The following is a 21,893-nucleotide window of genomic DNA, read 5'->3' as shown; positions in this document are numbered from 1 at the left end:
TAGCGCAATGAAAAAGGCGGTCGCCACGAAGTCTGCGCGATCGCCTGCAGGAAGCGGCTCCCACGTACAACAACGGTCGCAACACGTCCCGCCAAATAGGTGTCTCACCAGTCAGGCCAGCGGGAACCGCCGCAGTGGCGCCACTTTTCACGCCAGCCGCCGAATCCACCCGCTTGCCATCCCCACCCAAACCCCTGTAGAATCACCCGTTCTGCGGGCGTCGTATAATGGCCATTACCTCAGCTTCCCAAGCTGATGACGTGGGTTCGATTCCCATCGCCCGCTCCACCTTCGGCTGCTCGGCAGCCTGCGCAAGAGCCGCCTCGTCGAAGGCGGCTTTTTTGTACCATCTGCCTGTCCATCCGGCAGCACCGCTGCGCGTAGCGGGCGTAACGGGCCCGCGCCCGAACCAAGCCTTTCTCTGTCACCGATGATGCACGACGATCCGAACGAAGCCGGCCTGCCGCCGGACGACGCCGCCCTTCCCGACGAAGCCGCCGACGGCGCCGACGAAGTCAATCCGCTGCACCGACGCCGCATCCGCAGCTTCGTGACGCGCGCCGGCCGCGTGTCGACCGGCCAGCGTCGCGCGCTCGACGATCTGGGCCCGCGCTTCGTCGTGCCGTACGCCGCTGAAATCCCCGACTGGGACGCCGTGTTCGGCCGCCGCGCGCCGCGCATCCTGGAAATCGGCTTCGGGATGGGCGCGTCGACCGCGGAAATCGCCGCGCATCGCCCGGGCGACGACTTCCTCGGCGTCGAGGTGCACGAGCCGGGCGTCGGCGCGCTGCTGAAGCTGATCGGCGAGCAGGACCTGCCGAACATCCGCATCATCCAGCACGACGCGGTCGAAGTGCTCGAGCACATGCTCGCGCCGGAAAGCCTCGACGGCGTGCACATCTTCTTCCCGGATCCGTGGCACAAGGCGCGTCACCACAAGCGCCGGCTGATCCAGCCGCCGCTCGTCGCGCACCTCGCATCGCGCCTGAAACCAGGTGCGTACCTGCATTGCGCGACCGACTGGCAGAACTACGCGGAACAGATGCTGGAAGTGCTCGGCGCCGAACCGACGCTCGAGAACACGGCCGCCGACTACGCGCCGCGCCCCGACTACCGCCCCGTCACGAAGTTCGAACGGCGCGGGCTGCGGCTCGGCCACGGCGTGTGGGACCTGGTGTTCCGCAAGCGCGCCGGCTGAACACGGCTCGCGGCGGCATGGCGCACGCTGCGCGCCGCGCCATGAAAAACGGCCCGACCGGCATCTTGCCGATCGGGCCGTTCTTCATCCATCTGTCGGGAGCACCTGCGCCCCCGCACCGGCATCACGCCCAGTTCAGCCACCCGCTGTAGCCCACCAGCAGCACGAACAGGCCGAACGCGATCCGGTACCACGCGAACACGGTGAAGTCGTGCGTCGCGACGAAGCGCAGCAGCCAGCGCACGCACACGAACGCGCTGACGAACGCGGCAACCAGCCCGAGCGCGAACAGGCCGAGCGAGTCGACCGTGAATGCCTGCCAGTCCTTGACGGTTTCATAGAGCGTCGCGCCGAAGATGATCGGAATCGCGAGGAAGAACGAGAATTCGGTCGCGACGCGCCGGTCGAGGCCGAACAGCATCCCGCCGATGATCGTCGAGCCGGAGCGCGACATGCCCGGCACCAGCGCGAAGCATTGCGCGAGGCCGACCTTCAGCGCATCGAGCGGCGTGAGCGCATCGACCGACTGCACGCGCGGCGGCTCGCTGCGTTCGCGCTGCCGCGCCTCGGCCCACAGGATGATCGCGCCGCCGACGACGAGCGCGAATGCGACCGGCACCGGCGAGAACAGCACGGCCTTGATCTTCTTCTCGAACAGCAGGCCGAGCGCGATCGCGGGAATGGTCGCGATCACGACGTTCAGCGTGAAGCGCTGCGCGTCGGGCCGGCTCGGCAGCCCGGACACGATGGACACGATCCGCTGCCGGTATTCCCAGCAGACCGCGAGAATCGCGCCGAACTGGATCACGACGTCGAAGGTCTTCGCGTGCGCATCGTTGAAATTCAGGAAACTGCCCGCGACGATCAGGTGGCCGGTGCTCGACACCGGGAGGAATTCCGTCAGCCCCTCGACGACGCCGAGGATCAATGCCTTGCAGATCAGGATCCAGTCCATCCGTGGCCCAACTCCGAAGTAGTCGAAAGAAAGGGCCGCGTCACCGCCGCGGCCCGCCCGGCCGCGCGCGGTGCGCCGTCACTTTTCGACGATCGCCACGCGTATGCCGTTTGTAAGAATCGTAATTGTACCGGGTTCGTAGTTCACGCCGGCAAATTGCAGTTGCTCGGGCTTGAACGTATAGATCGGATAGTTGGTCAGCACCTGCGTCGCGAGCAGGCCGGCGGCCGCGCCGACCTGTTGCGCGTACATCTGCGCGTTGCCGTCGAGCACGAGGCTGTCGACGGCCGGCGCCTTCAGCACGACCGAGCGGCTCGGCGCGTCGTAGGCCAGCTGGCCCGACACGGTGAACTTGCCGCTCACCGGTTCGCTCAGGAACGGACTCGCGAAATGCGCATCGAGCTGCACCGCGACGCGGTTCTGGTCGGGCAGCAGGTTGACGGCCGGATTCGCCAGCGACACGTCGACGACCTGCGCGACCGTCTTCTGGTACGGAAACTTGCGCGCGACGGCCTTCTGCACGTCGCCGCGCGAGAACGTGTAGTGATCGGGAATGAACGGAAACGTCGACGCGCAGGCGGCGAGCGATACCGACACGCCGATGGCGCCGGCGCAAGCGGCGAGGAAGCGGCGCCGGCCAGGCGTGCAAGATGCGGTCATGCTGAACAATCTCCTGTATCGGGCGAAGCGGCAGTCCGGTTATCGGCTCCGCCCCATGTGGCGCCGGGGACCCAAGTTAGTGCTTCGACGCGCGTCGCCGGTTCCATGCGCGTGCCGGCAAACGACAGCGCGGGCAGCGCGTCAGCGGGCCGCGCCGGGCGACGGCTGCGTCGCGATCTCGAGGCGCGTCAGCCACGCGAGCGCGTCGTCGCGCGACGCACCGCACATCTCGGCGGACGGCTGCAGCCCGGAACAGCACGCGGGCCGCTCGGGCCGGCCGAAGATCCGGCAGCGCAGGTCGTCGCCGAGCTGCACGCAGCGCACGCCGGCCGGCTTGCCGTCGGGCATTCCCGGAATCGGCGAGGAAATCGACGGCGCGATGCAGCATGCGCCGCACCCCTCGCGGCACGCATGCGGCGGCGGGACCTCGGCGGGCGCCGGACGGACAGGCATTTCGACGGACACTCGGCTCTCTCACGAACAACAAAAAACGGTGCGGCAACCGGACGCAGCGTGCGGCAGCCCACCGCGCATTGTGCCACCGCCGGCTGCGACGTTATTACACAATGCAGCCGGAACGCGCGTTCATATACTCCAAAGCATCCAAAAAGCGCGAGACCATCATGAGTTCCGGTTCTGCCGACACACTGTTCCGTCCCGATTTGCTCGCGAAGTACGGTGCGAACGGGCCGCGCTATACGTCCTACCCCACCGCGCTGCAGTTCCGCGACGAATTCGACCCGGCCGACTACGTGCGCGCCGCGGGCGATCCCGGCGCGTCGGCCAGCGACCTGTCGCTGTACTTTCACATCCCGTTCTGCAATACGGCCTGCTTCTATTGCGGCTGCAACAAGATCGCGACCAACAACCGCCGCCGCGCGCGCCCGTATCTCGAGCAACTGAAGCGCGAACTGGCGCTGCAGGCCGCGCTGTTCGATCCCGCGCGCCCGGTCACGCAGCTTCACTGGGGCGGCGGCACGCCGACCTTCCTGTCCGACGACGAAACGGCCGAGCTGATGGCGGCCACCCGCGAACATTTCGCGCTCGCGCCGGACGCCGACGCCGAGTTCTCGATCGAGATCGACCCGCGCACGGTCACGCCCGCGACGCTCGTCCACCTGCGCAACATCGGCTTCAACCGGCTGAGCCTCGGCGTGCAGGATTTCGATCCGGTCGTGCAGCAGGCGATCAACCGGGTCCAGCCGCTCGCGATGACGGCCGACCTGCTGTCGGCCGCGCGCACGACGGGCTTCCAATCGGTCAGCGTCGACCTGATCTACGGGCTGCCGCACCAGACGGTCGCCGTGTTCGCGCGCACGCTCGAGACGATCATCGAGCTCGCGCCGGACCGCCTGTCGGTATTCGGCTACGCGCACATGCCGCACCTGTTCAAGATGCAGCGGCAGATCGACGACGCGACGCTGCCGCCGCCCGCAACGCGCATCGCACTGCTCGGCCTCGCGATCGACATGCTGACGCAGGCCGGCTACGTGTACATCGGGATGGACCACTTCGCGCGGCCTTCCGACGAACTCGTGCGCGCGCAGCGCAACGGCACGCTGCAACGCAATTTCCAGGGCTACAGCACGCGCGCGGATACCGACCTGATCGGCTTCGGCGTGTCGTCGATCGGCAAGGTCGGCGACGTCTACGCACAGAACGCGAAGGACCTGCCGGCCTATGGCGCCGCGCTCGACGCGGGCCAGCTGCCGATCGCGCGCGGCGTGCGGCTCACGCCCGACGACCGGCTGCGCCGCGACGTGATCACGCAGCTGATGTGCAACCTCGAACTGCCGTTCTCGCATATCGAGGCGGCGCACGGGATCCGCTTCGCCGATCACTTCGCGCGCGAGCTCGACGCGCTGCGCGGGTTCGAGCAGGACGGCCTGCTGACCGTCGCCGGCGACCGCCTGACGATCCATGCGGCCGGCCGGATGGTCGTGCGCAACATCGCGATGGCGTTCGACGCGTACCTCGGCCAGACGCCGCATCAGCGCTACTCGCGCACCGTCTGACACCGCACGGCCGCATGCGGGCGGCCGGTTTGATAAAGTAAGGGGCTCCACGCCCCTGCAAGAACCCGCACGATGCGCACCACCAAAGCAACCCACGCGGTCGAACGCCTCAAGACCCGTTCCGGCAACCCGCAGTTCGCCGCCGTCGCGATGGCGGGCGGCCTGTTCTACCTGGTCGACCGCTCCGGCGGCACCGCCGAGAAACGCAGCGAGCCGCTGCCGCTCGACGAATTCGTCAGGTTCGTCGACGAATTCGGCCCCAAAAAGCCGCGCAAGGCGAGCAAGCTCGACCTCGCGTTCGAGGCGCAGATCAAGAAGAGCAAGGCGTAAAGGTCTGTTGCAGGCCGTCTGAAGGCTTCGCCGCCGCCCCGTTTGGTACAATCACGAAGTTTCTCTATCCCCGCTGATGGCCGACCTGGCTGCGTGACCACACCATGAATATCGAAAACGCGCGTTTCAACATGATCGAACAACAGATCCGGCCGTGGGACGTGCTGGATCTGGACGTCCTGGGCCTGCTGTCGATCGTCAAGCGTGAACACTACGTGTCGCCCGAACACCGCGATCTCGCGTTCGCCGACCTCGAGCTGCCGCTGCCCGGCGGCCGCAGCAAGATGCTGTTCCCGCGCGTCGAAGCGCGCGTGCTGCAGGAACTGGCGGTCAAGAAGCACGAGAACGTGCTCGTGATCGGCGCGGGTTCGGGCTACCTGGCCGCGCTGTTCGCGCATCGCGCGCAGCACGTGACGGCCGTCGAGATCGATCCGGCCATCGCGAAGTTCGCGGCCGACAACCTGCGCAACGACGGCGTGACGAACGCGGAAGTCGCACTCGGCGACGGTTCGCTCGGCTGGCCCGACAAGGCGCCGTACGACGTGATCTGCGTCGCGGGCGGCCTGCCGGTCGTGCCGCAGCAGATGCTCGAACAGCTGAAGATCGGCGGCCGCCTGTCGGCGTTCGTCGGCGGCCGTCCGGTGATGAAGGCGCAGGTCATCACGCGCATCGACGAGAAGCAGTACCGCGTCGCCGACGTATTCGAAACCTACGTCGACCACCTCGTCAACGCGATCGAACCGTCGCGTTTCAAGTTCTGAGCGGCGGCCCCATGCAGATCCTGACGCCCGCGATGCTTGCGGAATGGCTTCGCGATCCGGCGCGCCCCGCGCCGGTCGTGCTCGACGTGCGCGAGCCGTGGGAAATCTCGACCGCGCAGATCGCCGGCAGCGTGTCGATCCCGATGCAGCAGATCCCCGCGCGCAGCGAGGAGCTCGACGACGAAGCGGAAATCGTCTGCGTGTGCCATCACGGGATGCGCAGCGCGCAAGTCGCGATGTTCCTCGAATCGCGCGGCTTCACGAAGCTGTACAACCTGCAGGGCGGCATCGACGCGTGGTCGCGTGACGTCGATCCGTCCGTACCGCGTTACTGACCTTCCCGGCGGCGCATCGCGCGCCGCCACGGCGACCGGCGAGTAATAGCCGATCGCTCCAGTCCCGCCGAACGGGCGCGCATCGCGCGCCCGTTTGCGTTTCTGCTGCACCGTTCCATCCTCTTCCGTTTGTTTCCGCACGCCGGCCATCCGCGTCCGCTCGATGACGCGAGGCGGCGAGAACCCGGGCAACGCACCCGTCGAGCGGAGCGCCTCGCCCTTCCCCTGGCACTTCATGACCAAGCCGTGTGCACGCGACGCCGACACGACACGGCCGGATGCGTGCGCATCAATCCCGCGCCGCCCCCCTTCGACGTGTGACGCACGCGCTCGAACACGGGCGCCCGCCGTGCACCATTTGCGCCCGTGCGAGCGCACCGCAACGGATCGCGCATGCTGCACGACGCGTCATGCGCACCGCGCCGGCGCCCCGCGCCGCCCCGCACAGGCACGCCCGGCGTGCATCGGCGCGACTGGCACATGCCTTGCGTTACTCCGATGCCGGCGCCGCCACGGCGCACGCACATCCAACATGACAAGGGGATCCCGATGAAACGTCGCAGTCTGTTGAAGTTCGGTTCGATGGCCGGTGCACTCGCGCTGGCAGGCAAGAGTCCGTTCGCTCACGCGGCCGATGCGGGCACGGGCCCGATCAAGGTCGGCATCCTGCATTCGCTGTCGGGCACGATGGCAATCTCCGAAACGTCGCTGAAGGACACGGCGCTGATGACGATCGCCGAGATCAACAAGAACGGCGGCGTGATGGGCCGCAAGCTCGAGCCGGTGGTCGTCGATCCCGCATCGAACTGGCCGCTGTTCGCGGAGAAGGCGCGCCAGCTGCTCACGCAGGACAAGGTCGCGTGCGTGTTCGGCTGCTGGACGTCGGTGTCGCGCAAGTCGGTGCTGCCGGTGTTCGAGGAGCTGAACGGCCTGCTCTACTACCCGGTGCAATACGAAGGCGAGGAAATGTCGCGCAACGTGTTCTACACGGGCGCCGCGCCGAACCAGCAGGCGATCCCCGCCGTCGAGTACCTGATGAGCGCGGAAGGCGGCGGCGCGAAGCGCTTCTTCCTGCTCGGCACCGACTACGTGTATCCGCGCACGACCAACAAGATCCTGCGCGCGTTCCTGAAATCGAAGGGCGTGAAGGACGCCGACATTCAGGAGGTCTACACGCCGTTCGGCCACAGCGATTACCAGACGATCGTCGCGAACATCAAGAACTTCGCCCAGGGCGGCAAGACGACCGTGGTCTCGACGATCAACGGCGATTCGAACGTGCCGTTCTACAAGGAGCTCGGCAACCAGGGAATCAAGGCGACCGACGTGCCGGTGGTCGCGTTCTCGGTCGGCGAGGAAGAGCTGCGCGGGATCGACACGAAGCCGCTCGTCGGCCATCTCGCCGCGTGGAACTACTTCATGTCGGTGAAGAACCCGACCAACACGAAGTTCAAGGACCAGTTTGCCGCGTGGGTGAAGGCGAACAACCTGCCGGGCGGCGCGAAGCGCGTGACGAACGATCCGATGGAGGCGACCTACGTGGGCATCCACATGTGGAAGCAGGCCGTCGAAAAGGCGAAGAGCACCGACGTCGACAAGGTGCGCGTCGCGATGATCGGCCAGACCGTTGCCGGCCCCTCGGGCTTCACGCTCACGATGGACGGCAACCATCACCTGCACAAGCCGGTGATGATCGGCGAGATCCGCGGCGACGGGCAATTCAACGTCGTGTGGAAGACGAAGACCGCGGTGCGCGCGCAGCCGTGGAGCCCGTTCATCGCAGGCAACCAGGGCAAGCCGGACATCGTCAGCTCGATCCCGGCGTTCCTGCGCCGGCAGCGCGCGACGCTGGCCTGATGCGATGCGGGGCGCGGCGCACCGGCGTGGCGCTCCGCTTGCAGGCCGGTGCGCGAATGCCGGTACTCACCGTAACGCATCGCACGCGCACCGCCGCACGAACCCGCTTTCCCACGCCCGACAGGATCTCCCGATGCCTACACGCTTTCGCCGCGCCGCCGTCGCGGTCGTCGCCTGTGCCGCGCTGGCGGGCGCACTGCCGCGCGCCGCGTTCGCCCTGACGGCCGCCGATACCGCCGCGCTCGCCGGCGACGACTTCGACGCGAAGACGGCCGCGGTCGACCGTCTCGCCGCCGATGCCGACCCGCGCGCCGTCGCGTTGCTCAATGCGCTGTCGAGCGGCGACGCGCTCGCGACCGGCGACGGCCGCCTGCTGATCCAGACGGGCGACACCGCGCGCGACGCGCTCACGCAAGCCGCGACGCCGGCCGGCGACGCGCAGCCCGTGATGCTGAACAACCTGCTGCGCACGAAGATCGCCGGCGCGCTGTCGGGCCTCGCCCTCGCGTCGCCCGACGTCGCCGCGCGCCGCGACGCGATCGATGCGCTGCTGAAGTCGCCCGACCCGGCGCTCAAGCCGATGATCGATCGCGCGCGCGCGAAGGAAACCGATCCCGCGCTGAAACGCCGCCTCGACGCACTGTGGGCCATCGCCGCGCTGCACGACGCCGATCCGGCGAAGCGTCTCGATGCCGTGCAGGTGGTGGCCGCGCGCCGCGACCTCGACATGATCGAGCAATTGCGCCCCCTCGTCGCGAAGAATGCCGACGGCAGCTACACGGAACCCGACGCGCGCGTGCGCGACGCCGCGCAGCAAGGCCTCGACGCATTGCACGCGCTGCAGCGCCGCGGCGAAATCGCCGGCACCGTGTTCGCGGGCCTGTCGCTCGGCAGCGTGCTGCTGCTCGCGGCGCTCGGGCTCGCGATCACGTACGGGCTGATCGGCGTGATCAACATGGCGCACGGTGAATTCCTGATGATCGGTGCGTACGCAACCTATGTCGTGCAGACGCTGATCCAGCGCTACGCGCCGGCCGCGTTCGACTGGTATCCGCTCGTCGCGGTGCCCGTTTCGTTCGCGGCGGCCGCGCTGGTCGGCGTCGTGCTGGAGCGGCTCGTGCTGCGGCACCTGTACGGCCGCCCGCTCGAGACGCTGCTCGCGACCTTCGGCGTGAGCCTGATCCTGATCCAGGCGACGCGCATGCTGTTCGGCGCGCAGAACGTGCAGGTCGTGAACCCGTCGTGGATGAGCGGCGGCGTCACCGTGATGCAGAACCTGATCCTGCCGTACAACCGGCTCGCGATCCTCGCGTTCGCGCTCGCGGTCGTGTGCGTCGCGTGGGGCGTGCTGACGAAGACGCGGCTCGGCCTGTTCGTGCGCGCGGTCACGCAGAACCGCCGGATGGCCGCGTGCGTCGGCGTGAAGACCGCGCGCGTCGACGCGTATGCGTTCGCGTTCGGCGCGGGCATCGCGGGCCTCGGCGGCTGCGCGCTGTCGCAGATCGGCAACGTGGGCCCCGACCTCGGGCAGAACTACATCATCGATTCGTTCATGGCGGTCGTGCTCGGCGGGGTCGGCCAGATCGCCGGCACCGTGCTCGGCGGCTTCGGGCTCGGCCTCGTCAGCAAGGCGATCGAGCCGTTCTGGGGCGCCGTGCTCGCGAAGATCGCGGTGCTCGTGATGATCGTGCTGTTCATCCAGAAACGTCCGCAGGGCATGTTCGCCCCGAAGGGACGCAGCGCGGAGGCCTGACATGACTTCAATCACCGATTCGTTGTCGAAGCCGATCGCCGACGCGCCGAAGCCCGCTGCCGCCGCGCGTGCGGAAGAAAAATTCGCGCTCGGCCTGCCGCCCCGCCCCGCGCTGCTGTCGCGTCGCGCATGGCTCGCGCTCGTCGCGCTGTGCGTCGCGATCGGCATCGGCGTGCCGCTCGCCGCGCTGGTCGCGCCCGAGTCGAGCGCGTTCCATCTGTCCGCGTATGCGATGACGCTCGCCGGCAAGCTGATGTGCTACGCGATCGCCGCGCTCGCGCTCGATCTCGTGTGGGGCTACTGCGGCATTCTCAGCCTCGGCCACGGCCTCTTCTTCGCGCTCGGCGGTTATGCGATCGGCATGTACCTGATGCGCGAGATCGGCCGCGACGGCAAGTACGGCAGCGACCTGCCCGACTTCATGGTGTTTCTCGACTGGCATCAACTGCCGTGGTACTGGAGCGGCACGCAGCATCTCGCGTGGGCGCTCGCGCTGGTCGTGCTCGTGCCGGCCGTGCTCGCGTGGGTGTTCGGCTTCTTCACGTTCCGCTCGCGCGTGAAGGGCGTGTACCTGTCGATCATCACGCAGGCGCTGACGTTCGCGGCGATGCTGCTGTTCTTTCGCAACGAGACGGGCTTCGGCGGCAACAACGGCTTCACCGACTTCAAGCGCATCGCCGGGTTTCCGATCACGTCGCCCGGCACGCGCACGGTGCTGCTGCTGCTGACCTTCGCGACGCTCGTGCTCGCGTTCATCGTCGCGCGCGCAATCGTCACCAGCAAGCTCGGGCGCGTGGTCACCGCGGTGCGCGACGGCGAGACGCGGCTGATGTTCCTCGGCTACAGCCCACTCGCGTACAAGCTGTTCGTGTGGACGCTGTCGGCCGTGCTGTGCGGGATCGCGGGCGCGTTGTACGTGCCGCAGGTCGGCATCATCAACCCCGGCGAGATGTCGCCCGGCAACTCGATCGAAATGGCGATCTGGGTCGCGGTGGGCGGGCGCGGCACGCTGATCGGGCCGATCGTCGGCGCGTTCGCGGTGAACGGCGCGAAGAGCCTCTTTACCGCGTACTTCGCCGAATACTGGCTGTTCTTTCTCGGCCTGATCTTCGTGCTCGTGCCGCTCCTGTTGCCGCGCGGCATCATGGGCCTCGTCGACACGCTGCTCGCAAAGGGGAAACGCGGATGAACGGCACCGCCCTCTACCAGTTCACGCCACCGCCCGAGGACGAGCTGCTGGCCGTCAGCGGCAGCGCATCGATGGGCCGCGTGGCACCGCCCGGCATCGACACGTCGCACGGCACGATCCTCTACCTCGAGGACATCGAGGTAAGCTTCGACGGCTTTCGCGCGCTGAACAAGCTGTCGCTCGCGATCGATGCGGGCGAGCTGCGCTGCGTGATCGGCCCGAACGGCGCGGGCAAGACGACGATGATGGACGTGATCACCGGCAAGACGCGGCCCGATGCGGGCAAGGTGTTTCTCGGCCAGACCATCGACCTCGCGCGGATGAATGAACCCGCGATCGCGCGCGCGGGGATCGGCCGCAAGTTCCAGAAGCCGACCGTGTTCGAACAGCATCCGGTGTGGGAAAACCTCGAACTGGCGATGCAGACCGACAAGGGCTGGCTCGCGTCGCTGCGCGCGCGGCTCGACCGCGCGGCGCAGGCGAAGATCGAGGAGACGCTCGCGCTGATCGGCCTCGAAAGCGACGCGTATCGCGCGGCCGGCGAGTTGTCGCACGGGCAGAAGCAGCGGCTCGAGATCGGCATGCTGCTGATGCAGCGCCCCGCCCTGCTGCTGCTCGACGAGCCGGCGGCCGGGATGACCGACCACGAGACGATGGAGCTCGCGAAGCTGCTGAACACGCTGCGCGGCACCTGCTCGATGATGGTCGTCGAGCACGACATGGAGTTCGTCGCGGCGCTCGCGGGCGACACGGGCCGCGTGACGGTGATGGCCGAAGGCGCGGTGCTCGCGCAAGGCACGCTCGACCAGGTCAAGCGCGACGACGCGGTGATCGAGTCTTACCTCGGACGGTGACGCAATGCTGAAGATCGATGCACTGAACCAGTACTACGGCGGCAGCCACATCCTGCGCAACGTGACGCTGGCCGCCGACGACGGCAAGCTCACCGTGCTGCTCGGCCGCAACGGCGTCGGCAAGAGCACGCTGCTGCGCTGCCTGATGGGCGTCGTCGCCGCGAAGAGCGGCAGCGTGTCGTGGCGCGGCACCGCGCTCGGCGCACTGCCGCCGTATGCGCGCGTCGCGGCCGGGCTCGCGTACGTGCCGCAGGGCCGCGACATCTTTCCGCGGCTCACCGTCGAGGAGAACCTGCTCGTCGGCGCGGCAAGCCGCAAGGCGCCATCGAAAGTGCCCGACCGCATCTACGATCTGTTCCCGGTGCTGAAGGACATGCGCGCCCGGCGCGGCGGCGACCTGTCGGGCGGCCAGCAGCAGCAGCTCGCGATCGGCCGCGCGCTGATGAGCGAGCCGCAGTTGCTGATCCTCGACGAGCCGACCGAGGGTATCCAGCCGTCGATCATCCAGGACATCGGCCGCACGCTGCGCCAGCTCGTCGACGAATCGAAGATGACCGTGCTGCTCGTCGAGCAGTATTACGACTTCGCGCGCTCGATCGCAGACCATTACTGGGTGATGAGCCGCGGCGAGGTCATCGCCGGCGGCGATGCGCGGGACATGGAAACGAACGGCGTGCGCGAGCTGATCGCGGTGTAGCGCGCCACGCAGCGCATGATTGCGCCGACGCGTGGCGCCGACGGTCGACGCATGTCACGCGATGGCCGGCGCCGTCGCCGCTCCCCTTCGCCACGTTCGGCAACCCGAACACCCAAGCGTATAGTGTTGCGGTAGCATCCTCGATCACCGCGCCCGTTCCCTGCTTCCCGCCGATGTCCGCCCTCGATTCCCACGCCCCGCTGTCCCGCCCCGCCGTCGCCAAGTCGTGGCGCGGCCGTCTCGAACTCGGCTTCGAACGGCACGGCGCGCGCACGACGCTCGTCCATCGGCTGCACGACGGCCCGCTGCGCGTGCAGCGGCCGCTGTATCCGGAAGGCGACGCGATCTGCCACGCGGTCATCGTCCACCCGCCGGGCGGTGTCGCGGGCGGCGACCGGCTCGACATCGACATCGCGCTCGGCGACGGCACGCACGCGGTGCTGACGACGCCCGGCGCGACCAAGTGGTACAAGTCGAACGGCCTCGACGCGACGCAACGCATCGGCATCACGGTCGGCGCGCACGCGAAGCTCGACTGGCTGCCGCAGAACAACCTGTTCTTCGACGCGGCCCACGCCGCGCTCGACTTCACGGTCACGCTCGGCGCGGGCGCGAGCGCGATCGGCTGGGACGCGACGCAGCTCGGCCGGCAGGCGGCCGGCGAAACGTGGTCGGCGGGCCGCATCGTGTCGGGTTCGGCACTCGTCGATGCCGACGGCCGGCCGCTGTGGACCGAGCGCGCGCTGCTCGACGCGCACGATCCGCTGCGCGGCTCGCTGCAGGGCCTCGCCGGCTTTCCCGTGTACGGCACGCTGTGGGCGGCCGGCGCCGCGTGCGATGCCGCGCTCGCCGAAATGCTTGCCGCGCGGATGCCGTTCGACGACACGCTGCGCGCGGGCGCGACCTGCGTGACGCCGGGCGTCGTGCTGGTGCGCGCGGTGTCGACGTCGATGGAAGCGCTGCAGCGTCACTTCGCCGGCTGCTGGCTCCACCTGCGCCCGCTCGTGCACGGTGTCGACGCGCGACCGCTGCGCCTCTGGCAGACCTGAGCACGCGGCCCGGCACGCACCGTTTCGGCGCAGCAGCGCCGCCCGTGCTGCCCACGATCCATGCATCGCGCACCACGATCGCGCATCGCCGCACGCCGCACCGACATGGCACGTACCTTGCTGCTTACATATCGGATACACGACGCGGGAACAACGGCGCGGTGCTACGATGAACCGCGCCCCCGCCGGCATCCCGCGCACCGATAAAAATTACGTTTTCCTGAACGACTGCCTTCATGAAACTGACTCCCCGAGAAAAGGACAAGCTGCTGATCTTCACGGCAGCGCTGCTGGCCGAGCGCCGCCGCGCGCGCGGGCTGAAGCTCAACTATCCGGAAGCGGTCGCGTTCATCACCGCCGCGCTGATGGAAGCCGCGCGCGACGGCAAGACCGTCGCCGAGGTGATGCACTACGGCACGACGCTGCTCACGCGCGACGACGTGATGGACGGCGTGCCGGAGATGATCCCCGACATCCAGGTCGAGGCGACCTTCCCGGACGGCACCAAGCTCGTCACCGTCCACCACCCGATTCCGTGACCGAGGTAGCACGCATGATCCCCGGCGAAATCCTCACCGACGACGGCGAGCACGAACTGAACGCGGGCCGCGCGACGATCTCGCTCGTCGTCGCGAACACCGGCGACCGCCCGGTGCAGGTCGGCTCGCACTACCACTTCTTCGAAGTCAACGACGCGCTGTCGTTCGATCGCGCGGCCGCGCGCGGCTTCCGGCTCAACATCGCGGCCGGCACGGCCGTGCGCTTCGAGCCGGGCCAGACGCGCACCGTCGAGCTCGTCGAGCTGGCCGGCGAACGCGCCGTCTATGGTTTTCAGGGCAAGGTGATGGGGCCGCTGTAAGCCGCGCCCCGCTCTTCAGGAACAGCACATGACACTACGCTTGAGCCGCCGCGCGTACGCGGAAATGTTCGGGCCGACGACGGGCGACCGCGTGCGGCTCGCCGATACCGAACTGCTGATCGAGATCGAACGCGACTTCACGACCTACGGCGAGGAGGTGAAATTCGGCGGCGGGAAGGTGATCCGCGACGGGATGGGCCAGTCGCAGCGCGTGGCCGCCGACGTGCCCGACACGATCATCACGAACGCGGTGATCCTCGATCACTGGGGCATCGTGAAGGCCGACATCGCGATCAAGCACGGCCGGATCGCCGCGATCGGCAAGGCCGGCAATCCCGACATCCAGCCCGGCGTGACGATCGCGATCGGCGCGGCGACCGAAGTGATCGCCGGCGAAGGGCTGATCGTGACGGCCGGCGGCATCGATACGCACATCCACTTCATCAGCCCGCAGCAGATCGACGAAGCGCTCGCGTCGGGCGTCACGACGATGCTCGGCGGCGGCACGGGGCCGGCCACCGGCACCAACGCAACGACCTGCACGCCGGGCCCGTGGCACATGGAGCGGATGCTGCAGGCGGCCGACGGCTGGCCGATCAACCTCGGCTTCCTCGGCAAGGGCAACGCGAGCCTGCCGCAGCCGCTCGTCGAGCAGATCGCGGCCGGCGCGATCGGCCTGAAGCTGCATGAAGACTGGGGCACGACGCCCGCCGCGATCGACAACTGCCTGTCGGTCGCCGACGATACCGACACGCAGGTCGCGATCCACACCGACACGCTGAACGAAGGCGGCTTCGTCGAATCGACCGTCGCCGCGTTCAAGGGCCGCACGATCCACACGTACCACACCGAAGGCGCGGGCGGCGGCCATGCGCCGGACATCCTGAAGGTGTGCGGCGAAGCGAACGTGCTGCCGTCGTCGACCAACCCGACGCGCCCGTACACGATCAACACGCTCGACGAGCATCTCGACATGCTGATGGTGTGTCACCACCTCGATCCGTCGATCGCCGAGGATCTCGCGTTCGCCGAATCGCGGATCCGCCGCGAGACGATCGCGGCCGAAGATATCCTGCACGATCTCGGCGCGCTGTCGATGCTGTCGTCCGACTCGCAGGCGATGGGCCGCGTCGGCGAAGTGATCATCCGTACCTGGCAGACCGCGCACAAGATGAAGGTGCAGCGCGGCGCGCTGCCCGAGGACGGCGCGCGCAACGACAACTTCCGCGCGAAACGCTACGTCGCGAAGTACACGATCAACCCGGCGATCACGCACGGCATCGCGCACGAAGTCGGTTCGATCGAACCCGGCAAGTGGGCCGACCTCGTGCTGTGGGAGCCCGCATTCTTCGGGATCAAGCCGTCGATGATCCTGAAGGGCGGGATGATCGCGATGGCGCAGATGGGCGACCCGAACGCGTCGATCCCGACGCCGCAGCCGGTCCACTACCGCGAGATGTTCGCCACGCGCGGCGGTGCGCTCGCGCGCACGTCGCTGACCTTCGTGTCGCAGATGGCGGCCGACGCGGGCATCGCCGAACGCTACGGGCTCGCGAAGCGCGTCGTGCCCGTGCGCAACTGCCGCAACGTGACGAAGGCCGACATGATCCACAACGCATGGCGCCCGTCGATCAGCGTCGATCCCGAAACCTACGACGTGATCGCCGACGGCCAGCTGCTCACCTGCGAGCCGGCGACGGTGCTGCCGATGGCGCAGCGCTATTTCCTGTTCTGATTTCCGGTTTTCCGTTCCATGCGCACCCTCGACAAACGCATTGCCCCGAACGTGAAGCTCGCCGCGTCGCTCGTCGCGCGCGCGCCGACGCTCACGCTCGCCTATGACGCCCGCTGCAAGAGCCGCCTCGCGGCCACGCTCGACACCGGCGAGGACGTCGCGGTCCTGCTGCCGCGCGGCACCGTGCTGCGCGACGGCGACGTGCTCGTCGCCGACGACGGCGCGCTCGTGCGCGTCGCAGCTGCCTCCGAGACCGTGCTGCTCGTGCGCGCGGCCGACCCGCTCACGCTGATGCGCGCCGCGTATCACCTCGGCAACCGTCACACGCCGGTCGAGATCGGCGACGGTTACCTGAAGCTCGAAGCCGATCCGGTGCTCGCTGACATGCTGCGCCGGCTCGGCACGCAGGTCGAAGAAACGAGCGCACCGTTCCAGCCGGAAGCCGGCGCGTACGGCGGCGGCCACAAGCACGGGCACGATGCGACGTTCGCCGAGGACTACGCGCTCGCGCAGCAGGTCTTCGGCGAACACCACGGCCACTCGCACTCGCACTCGCACTCGCACTCGCACTCGAACGATCACGATCACGATCACGATCACGATCACGATCATCAGCATGGTCCCGGCTGCTCGCACGGCCACCACGGTCATGACCACCACTGAGCTCGTCGCGCTGCTGCATCTCGCGTCGCCCGCATTGCCGATCGGCGCGTTCAGCTATTCGCAGGGACTCGAAGCCGCGCTCGACGCGAACCTGATCCGCGACGCCGACACCGCGTGCGACTGGATCGCGAGCGGGCTGACCGACGTGCTCGCACACGGCGAGCTGCCGTTCCTCGCGCACCAGCTCGCGCGCTGGCACGCGCACGACGCCGACGCGCTGGCGCGCGAGAACGCATGGTTCGTCGCAAGCCGCGAATCGGCGGAGCTGCGCCGCGAGACCGAACAGATGGGCTGGTCGCTCGCGCAACTGTGCGCGTCGCTCGAATGGGGCGATGCCGCACGCCGCGCGACGCTCGCATCGCTCACGCCGATCGCGCTGCCGACCGCATTCGCATACGCGGCCGCCGCACACGACGCCAGTGCCGACGCCACGCTCGCCGCGTACGCATTCGGCTGGGTCGAGAACCAGACGTCGGCCGCGCTGAAAGCGGTGCCGCTCGGCCAGCTCGCCGGCCAGCGCATCATCGTCGCGCTGCGCGGCGCGATCGACGCGGCCGTGCGCCGCGCGCTCGCGACGCCGCCCGACGCCATCAACACGTTCGCGCCGCAGCTCGGCATCCTGTCCGCGCGGCACGAAACCCAGTATTCGCGGTTGTTCCGCTCCTGAACCCGATCCACGCCATGAACGCACCCGCAACCTCCTCCGCCCGCCGCACCAAGAAACTGCCGCCGCTGCGCGTCGGCATCGGCGGCCCGGTCGGCTCCGGCAAGACCACGCTGCTCGAAATGCTGTGCAAGGCGATGCGCGAGCGCTACGACCTCGTCGCGATCACGAACGACATCTATACGAAGGAAGACCAGCGCCTGCTGACGGTCGCGGGCGCGCTGCCCGAGGAACGCATCATGGGCGTCGAGACAGGCGGCTGCCCGCACACGGCGATCCGCGAGGATGCGTCGATCAACCTGGAGGCCGTCGACCGCATGCTGTCGCGCTTCCCCGACGCCGACATCGTGTTCATCGAATCGGGCGGCGACAATCTCGCGGCGACCTTCAGCCCCGAGCTGTCTGACCTGACGATCTACGTGATCGACGTGGCCGGCGGCGAGAAGATTCCGCGCAAGGGCGGGCCCGGCATCACGAAGTCCGACCTGCTCGTGATCAACAAGACGGATCTCGCGCCGCTCGTCGGCGCGAACCTCGACGTGATGGCGTCCGACACGCAGAAGATGCGCGGCGAGCGGCCTTACGTGATGACGAACCTGAAAGCGCTCGAGGGCGTCGCCGATGTCGTCGCGTTCATCGAAAGGAAAGGCTTGCTGACGGTGTGAGCGACGCGGCGGCGACATGCCGCCGCCACGTCGGTCCGGGGGACGGCCTTGCGCCGCCCGCTCAGTCGTCGGATGCGTCGGCCGCGCCGTGCATCGCACGCCCGCCGCGCTCGACGGGCGGCAGCAGCGCCGCGAGCACGTCCACCGAGCGCGCGGTCGCGCCGCGATGGCGCGACGCGAACGCGGCGCCGGCCGCGCCCATCGCGACGCGCCGCGCGTGGTCGGCGAACAGCGCATCGAGCACGTGCGCGAGATCGAGCGGATCCGCGACCTGCATCGCCGCGCCGGCCGCGACCGCATCGGCGGTCGCCTGCGTGAAGTTGAACACGTGCGGGCCGATCAGCACCGGCACGCCGACCGCACACGCCTCGATCAGGTTCTGCCCGCCGAGCGGCAGCAGGCTGCCGCCGATGAACGCGACGTCGGCGGCCGCATAGTACGCGCCGAGTTCCCCCATCGAATCGCCGAGCAGCACCGTCACGTCGGCCGGCAACGGTTCGGCGGCCGGTCGGCCGGCCGCGAGCGCCGCGGCGTCGGCGGCCCACACCGAACGCCGCACGCACTTGAGCCCATTGCGCGCGACCAGCGCTTCGACTTCGGCGAAGCGCTGCGGATGACGCGGCACGAGAATCAGCAGCGCGCCGGCCGTCTTCATCGCGGCGAACGCCTGCAGCACCAGCGCCTCCTCGTTCTCGCGCGTGCTGGCCGCGACCCACACCGGCCGCGTGCCGATCGCGTCGCGCCATGCGTGGCCGCGCGCCGCCAGCTCCGGCGGCGTCGTCATGTCGAACTTCAGGTTGCCGAGCACCGCCACGTTGCGTGCACCGAGCGACGTCAGCCGCTCCGCATCAGCCGGGCTCTGCGCGAGCACGCGCGAGAATCCGCCGAACACGTCGCGCGTCGCCGCGCCGAACTTCGCCGCGCGCCGATGCGAGCGCGCGGACATCCGCGCGTTGGTCAGCACGAGCGGCACGTCCGCGCGGCGGCACTCGTCGATCAGCGTCGGCCACACCTCGGTTTCCATCACGAGGCCGAGCGTCGGCCGCCAGGCGCGCAGGAAGCGCCGCACCGCGCCCGGCATGTCGTACGGCAGGTAGCAGCGCAGCACGCGCTCGCCGAAGATCTGCTCGCCGGTCGCGCGGCCGCTCGGCGTCATGTGCGTGAGCAGGATGCGCGCGTCGGGCCGCGCGCGCATCAGCGCGTCGATCAGCGGCTGCGCGGCGCGCGTCTCGCCGACCGACACCGCATGCACCCAGATCAGCGGCGCGCGATCGTCCGGCGAACGGCCGGCGACGTGGCCGAAGCGCTCGCCGATGTGCTCGCGATAACCGCGCTCCTTGCGCGAGCGCACGAGGAGCCGGATCACCGCGATCGGCGCGACGAGCCACCACAGCGCGCGATAGATCGCCCTCAGCATGCAGCAGCCCTCGTATTGCGTCGGTGAAAAGTCGAGCTCAAACCAGCGCCCTGCCCTGCAGGCGCTCGAGAATCCCGAGCGGCGCGCATTCGCGACGCACCATCGCGTCGACCGGCAGGAAGAAGGTCTGCTCGAGCATGAACTGGCCGGACATCACAGCGTGCGAAGTCTGATCGGAGAAACATATCCACACGCTGCCTGGCGGAAACGGCATCGTCTGCTGTGGACAAGTCTTCTGGTAGTCGAGATCGGCCTTCATCCCGTCGTGCAGGTTCAGCATCAGGTGGTCGTACGCGCTGCGTGGCGACTTCGTCACGTGCAGCAGGTTCAACAGCCACGCCGAGCCCGGCAACTGCGGCCGGATCTTCGGCAGGAAGCGTTTCGCGACGTCCTCGAACGGCTCGCCGACACGCCACACGCGCGGCACGCCGGCCGGGTTCACGTTCGTGAACACGCGCAGGATCCGCTCGCCGTAGTTCGGCCGCGACGGGAACGCGTCGACGTGCAGCCGGCTGTCGTCCTTGCGCCAGGATGTCTGGCGCGTCTCGACCTGCATCAGCCGCAGGCTCGTCGGCGCGACGCGCAGCTTGCCGCGGTATTCGGGAAACAGGCCGTCGACGAGCGTGCCGGCCTGCTGCTGGAAGCGCGCGACCAGCGCGCGCACGGCCGATTGCGTGACGCTGTCGCCGAGCACGCCGACGAGCGCGCCGCCGTTCGGCGCGAGGCTGATGTTCTTGCGTTTCGGGTCGGCGAGCGCCGGATCGAGCAACGCTTCCTCGCCGCCTTCGATCGCGAAGCGCAGGTGCGGGAAATACAGCACCTTGCCTTCCTCGACCGCGGCGAGCAGCTGCTCGCGCGGCGTCGACAGGTTGTATCCGCTCCAGTCGGCGGACGGGACTTCGATGATCTGGGATTCGCTCATGATCGGTTCGCGTGCGTGACAGGCAAGGCAGGCAGGACAGGCATGACGGGCATCACAGCAGGCCGAAGCCCGCGAGTGCCGCCTTCACCTGCGCGATCGACGGCGGCTGCCCCGCCGTGCCGAGATTGACGACGTTCGGCGACCAGTATCCGCCGGTGCGCCAGGCCGTCGCGAAATTGTACAGTTCGACCGTCGGACGCTTCAGCGCGGCCGCGATGTGAACCAGACCTGTATCAACCCCGACCGTCGCGGCCGCGCCGTCGATCAGGCCGACGACGGCCGGCAGCGACAGCTTCGGCGGCACGATCGCCGCCGCGCCGAACGACTGAGCGAGCCGCTCGCTGGTCGCGCGCTCCGCGTCGTTGCCCCACGGCAGCACGAGCGACGCGCCGCGCCGCACGAGCGCCTGGCCGAGCTCGATCCAAGCGGCATCCGGCCACTGCTTGTCGGCGCGCGACGTCGCATGCACGAACACCACGTACGGCACCGGCAGGTTCAGGCCGAGCGTCGCGACCGCGCGCGCCGCCGCGCGCGTATCGAGGCCGAAGTCGACCGGATCGGCCGGCGTTGGTGCCGGGTCGCCCAGCGCGGCCGCGACCAGCTGGCGCGAACGCTCGACCACGTGCGTGCGCGGCGCGATCGGCACGCGCTTGCGATAGAAGAAGCGCACCGGCCATTCGTAGCCGGCGCCGTCGGTGCGATTGCCGAGGCCGGCGAGCGGGCCGCGCGCCCAGCTCGCGACCCAGGCCGTCTTGATGAGCCCCTGGCAGTCGATCACGAGGTCGTACTGCTCGGCCGCGAGGCGCTTGCGGAACGCGCGGATCTCGCGCCACGTCGCGCCCGAGAACGGCTTCTTGCGCCAGCGGCGCAACGAGAACGGCAGCACGTCGCGCACGCCGTCGACGAGCCGCACGAGGTCGACGAAGCTCTCCTCGACGAGCCAGTCGATCTGCGCGTCGGGATGGCGACGCCGGATATCGGCGATCACCGGCATGTTGTGCACGACGTCGCCCAGCGACGACACGCGCACGATCAGGATCTTTTGCACGCTGAAAAAACGCCGGCGGACAGCCGGCGACAGGCATAAAGACGCGATTTTATCGCGCCCGGGGAGGCACACAGGCAAAAAGCGGCCGCACGCCGTCAGCGTGCGCCGCTTTTCGGGAATGGCGCGACGATCCTTCTACCGTCGTCGCACCGGCGGCGGCCCGCAGGCCGCCGGGGTTCAGAACGGCAGCTCGACGTCCGGCTTCGCGGCCGTCAGCACGCGGCGGAAGTCCGCCTGGATGCGCTCGAGCCCTTCCTTGGTCTCCGC

Annotated in this window: 23 protein-coding genes and 1 tRNA gene; 18 read left to right on the top strand and 6 right to left on the bottom strand. The window is 68.8% G+C overall.

The window, feature by feature from the left end:
- Positions 1-213 precede the first annotated feature (213 nt).
- Positions 214-288: transfer RNA gene (locus tag DIE12_RS17565), tRNA-Gly, on the top strand.
- A gap of 142 nt (positions 289-430) precedes the next feature.
- Complete coding sequence (gene trmB / locus DIE12_RS17560) at positions 431-1,198, top strand: tRNA (guanosine(46)-N7)-methyltransferase TrmB (protein WP_059605632.1); 768 nt, start codon at positions 431-433, stop codon at positions 1,196-1,198.
- A gap of 124 nt (positions 1,199-1,322) precedes the next feature.
- On the opposite strand, the gene DIE12_RS17555 is transcribed toward trmB, so the two are convergent.
- From DIE12_RS17555 to DIE12_RS17545, 3 genes are all read right to left on the bottom strand, one after another.
- On the bottom strand, positions 1,323-2,153 hold the full coding sequence (locus DIE12_RS17555; protein ID WP_044846253.1) for an undecaprenyl-diphosphate phosphatase: 831 nt from the start codon (positions 2,151-2,153) through the stop codon (positions 1,323-1,325).
- A 78-nt stretch (positions 2,154-2,231) separates the two neighbouring features.
- Positions 2,232-2,813, bottom strand: a complete 582-nt coding sequence (locus DIE12_RS17550) for a DUF1439 domain-containing protein (RefSeq protein WP_044846254.1) — start codon at positions 2,811-2,813, stop codon at positions 2,232-2,234.
- A 141-nt stretch (positions 2,814-2,954) separates the two neighbouring features.
- Positions 2,955-3,266: a YkgJ family cysteine cluster protein gene (locus DIE12_RS17545; RefSeq protein ID WP_044846310.1), complete on the bottom strand. Its 312-nt coding sequence runs from the start codon at positions 3,264-3,266 to the stop codon at positions 2,955-2,957.
- Positions 3,267-3,436: 170 nt separating this feature from the next.
- On the opposite strand from DIE12_RS17545, the gene hemN reads away from it, so the two are divergent.
- The 16 genes from hemN (at position 3,437) to ureG (ending at position 18,239) form a co-directional block, all read left to right on the top strand.
- Positions 3,437-4,828 carry an oxygen-independent coproporphyrinogen III oxidase gene (gene hemN, locus DIE12_RS17540; RefSeq protein WP_124551311.1) on the top strand — a complete coding sequence of 464 codons (1,392 nt, stop codon included), beginning with the start codon at positions 3,437-3,439 and terminating at the stop codon, positions 4,826-4,828.
- Between the two features lie 72 nt (positions 4,829-4,900).
- On the top strand, positions 4,901-5,158 hold the full coding sequence (locus tag DIE12_RS17535; RefSeq protein WP_044846256.1) for a hypothetical protein: 258 nt from the start codon (positions 4,901-4,903) through the stop codon (positions 5,156-5,158).
- Between the two features lie 104 nt (positions 5,159-5,262).
- Positions 5,263-5,919, top strand: a complete 657-nt coding sequence (locus DIE12_RS17530) for a protein-L-isoaspartate O-methyltransferase (RefSeq protein WP_124487749.1) — start codon at positions 5,263-5,265, stop codon at positions 5,917-5,919.
- Positions 5,920-5,930: 11 nt separating this feature from the next.
- Positions 5,931-6,254 (top strand): rhodanese-like domain-containing protein, encoded by a 324-nt coding sequence (locus tag DIE12_RS17525; protein WP_006758748.1) that lies wholly within the window; start codon positions 5,931-5,933, stop codon positions 6,252-6,254.
- 549 nt (positions 6,255-6,803) lie between these two features.
- The gene (gene urtA, locus DIE12_RS17520; RefSeq protein WP_124551310.1) at positions 6,804-8,111 is read left to right on the top strand and encodes an urea ABC transporter substrate-binding protein; all 1,308 of its coding nucleotides are present in this window, start codon (positions 6,804-6,806) and stop codon (positions 8,109-8,111) included.
- Positions 8,112-8,244: 133 nt separating this feature from the next.
- Complete coding sequence (urtB, locus tag DIE12_RS17515; protein WP_124551309.1) at positions 8,245-9,864, top strand: urea ABC transporter permease subunit UrtB; 1,620 nt, start codon at positions 8,245-8,247, stop codon at positions 9,862-9,864.
- 1 nt (position 9,865) lies between these two features.
- A complete protein-coding gene (gene urtC / locus DIE12_RS17510; RefSeq protein ID WP_044846260.1) occupies positions 9,866-11,053 on the top strand; it encodes an urea ABC transporter permease subunit UrtC in 1,188 nt (395 codons plus the stop codon).
- A complete protein-coding gene (gene urtD, locus DIE12_RS17505) occupies positions 11,050-11,907 on the top strand; it encodes an urea ABC transporter ATP-binding protein UrtD (protein WP_044846261.1) in 858 nt (285 codons plus the stop codon). The genes urtC and urtD overlap by 4 nt, the downstream gene beginning before the upstream one ends.
- A gap of 4 nt (positions 11,908-11,911) precedes the next feature.
- Positions 11,912-12,604, top strand: coding sequence for an urea ABC transporter ATP-binding subunit UrtE (gene urtE / locus DIE12_RS17500; RefSeq protein WP_124521600.1), 693 nt, complete (start codon positions 11,912-11,914; stop codon positions 12,602-12,604).
- 173 nt (positions 12,605-12,777) lie between these two features.
- Positions 12,778-13,653, top strand: coding sequence for an urease accessory protein UreD (locus tag DIE12_RS17495; RefSeq protein WP_124551308.1), 876 nt, complete (start codon positions 12,778-12,780; stop codon positions 13,651-13,653).
- A 236-nt stretch (positions 13,654-13,889) separates the two neighbouring features.
- A complete protein-coding gene (gene ureA / locus DIE12_RS17490) occupies positions 13,890-14,192 on the top strand; it encodes an urease subunit gamma (RefSeq protein WP_006406310.1) in 303 nt (100 codons plus the stop codon).
- A gap of 14 nt (positions 14,193-14,206) precedes the next feature.
- Positions 14,207-14,512 (top strand): urease subunit beta, encoded by a 306-nt coding sequence (locus DIE12_RS17485; protein ID WP_044846264.1) that lies wholly within the window; start codon positions 14,207-14,209, stop codon positions 14,510-14,512.
- A 28-nt stretch (positions 14,513-14,540) separates the two neighbouring features.
- Positions 14,541-16,247 (top strand): urease subunit alpha, encoded by a 1,707-nt coding sequence (ureC, locus tag DIE12_RS17480; RefSeq protein ID WP_044846265.1) that lies wholly within the window; start codon positions 14,541-14,543, stop codon positions 16,245-16,247.
- 18 nt (positions 16,248-16,265) lie between these two features.
- Entirely contained in the window at positions 16,266-16,910 is a 645-nt protein-coding gene (gene ureE / locus DIE12_RS17475) for an urease accessory protein UreE (RefSeq protein WP_124551307.1), read from the top strand.
- Positions 16,897-17,577, top strand: coding sequence for an urease accessory protein UreF (locus DIE12_RS17470; protein WP_124551306.1), 681 nt, complete (start codon positions 16,897-16,899; stop codon positions 17,575-17,577). Before ureE ends, DIE12_RS17470 begins: the two co-directional genes overlap by 14 nt.
- A gap of 14 nt (positions 17,578-17,591) precedes the next feature.
- The gene (gene ureG / locus DIE12_RS17465; RefSeq protein WP_124551305.1) at positions 17,592-18,239 is read left to right on the top strand and encodes an urease accessory protein UreG; all 648 of its coding nucleotides are present in this window, start codon (positions 17,592-17,594) and stop codon (positions 18,237-18,239) included.
- A 61-nt stretch (positions 18,240-18,300) separates the two neighbouring features.
- Here ureG and waaA read toward each other — a convergent pair whose 3' ends face one another.
- The 3 genes from waaA to waaC are packed head-to-tail and all read right to left on the bottom strand — an operon-like array spanning position 18,301 to position 21,626.
- Positions 18,301-19,656 carry a lipid IV(A) 3-deoxy-D-manno-octulosonic acid transferase gene (waaA, locus tag DIE12_RS17460; protein WP_124551304.1) on the bottom strand — a complete coding sequence of 452 codons (1,356 nt, stop codon included), beginning with the start codon at positions 19,654-19,656 and terminating at the stop codon, positions 18,301-18,303.
- Between the two features lie 37 nt (positions 19,657-19,693).
- Positions 19,694-20,578 carry a Kdo hydroxylase family protein gene (locus tag DIE12_RS17455; RefSeq protein WP_124551303.1) on the bottom strand — a complete coding sequence of 295 codons (885 nt, stop codon included), beginning with the start codon at positions 20,576-20,578 and terminating at the stop codon, positions 19,694-19,696.
- Positions 20,579-20,630: 52 nt separating this feature from the next.
- Positions 20,631-21,626, bottom strand: a complete 996-nt coding sequence (waaC, locus tag DIE12_RS17450; RefSeq protein ID WP_124487740.1) for a lipopolysaccharide heptosyltransferase I — start codon at positions 21,624-21,626, stop codon at positions 20,631-20,633.
- Between the last annotated feature and the right edge of the window lie 267 nt (positions 21,627-21,893).

Origin of the sequence: Burkholderia sp. Bp9015, assembly GCF_003853505.1 — a bacterium.
In the GTDB taxonomy this organism is placed as follows: domain Bacteria; phylum Pseudomonadota; class Gammaproteobacteria; order Burkholderiales; family Burkholderiaceae; genus Burkholderia.
This window is presented reverse-complemented; position numbering and strand designations above follow the sequence as displayed.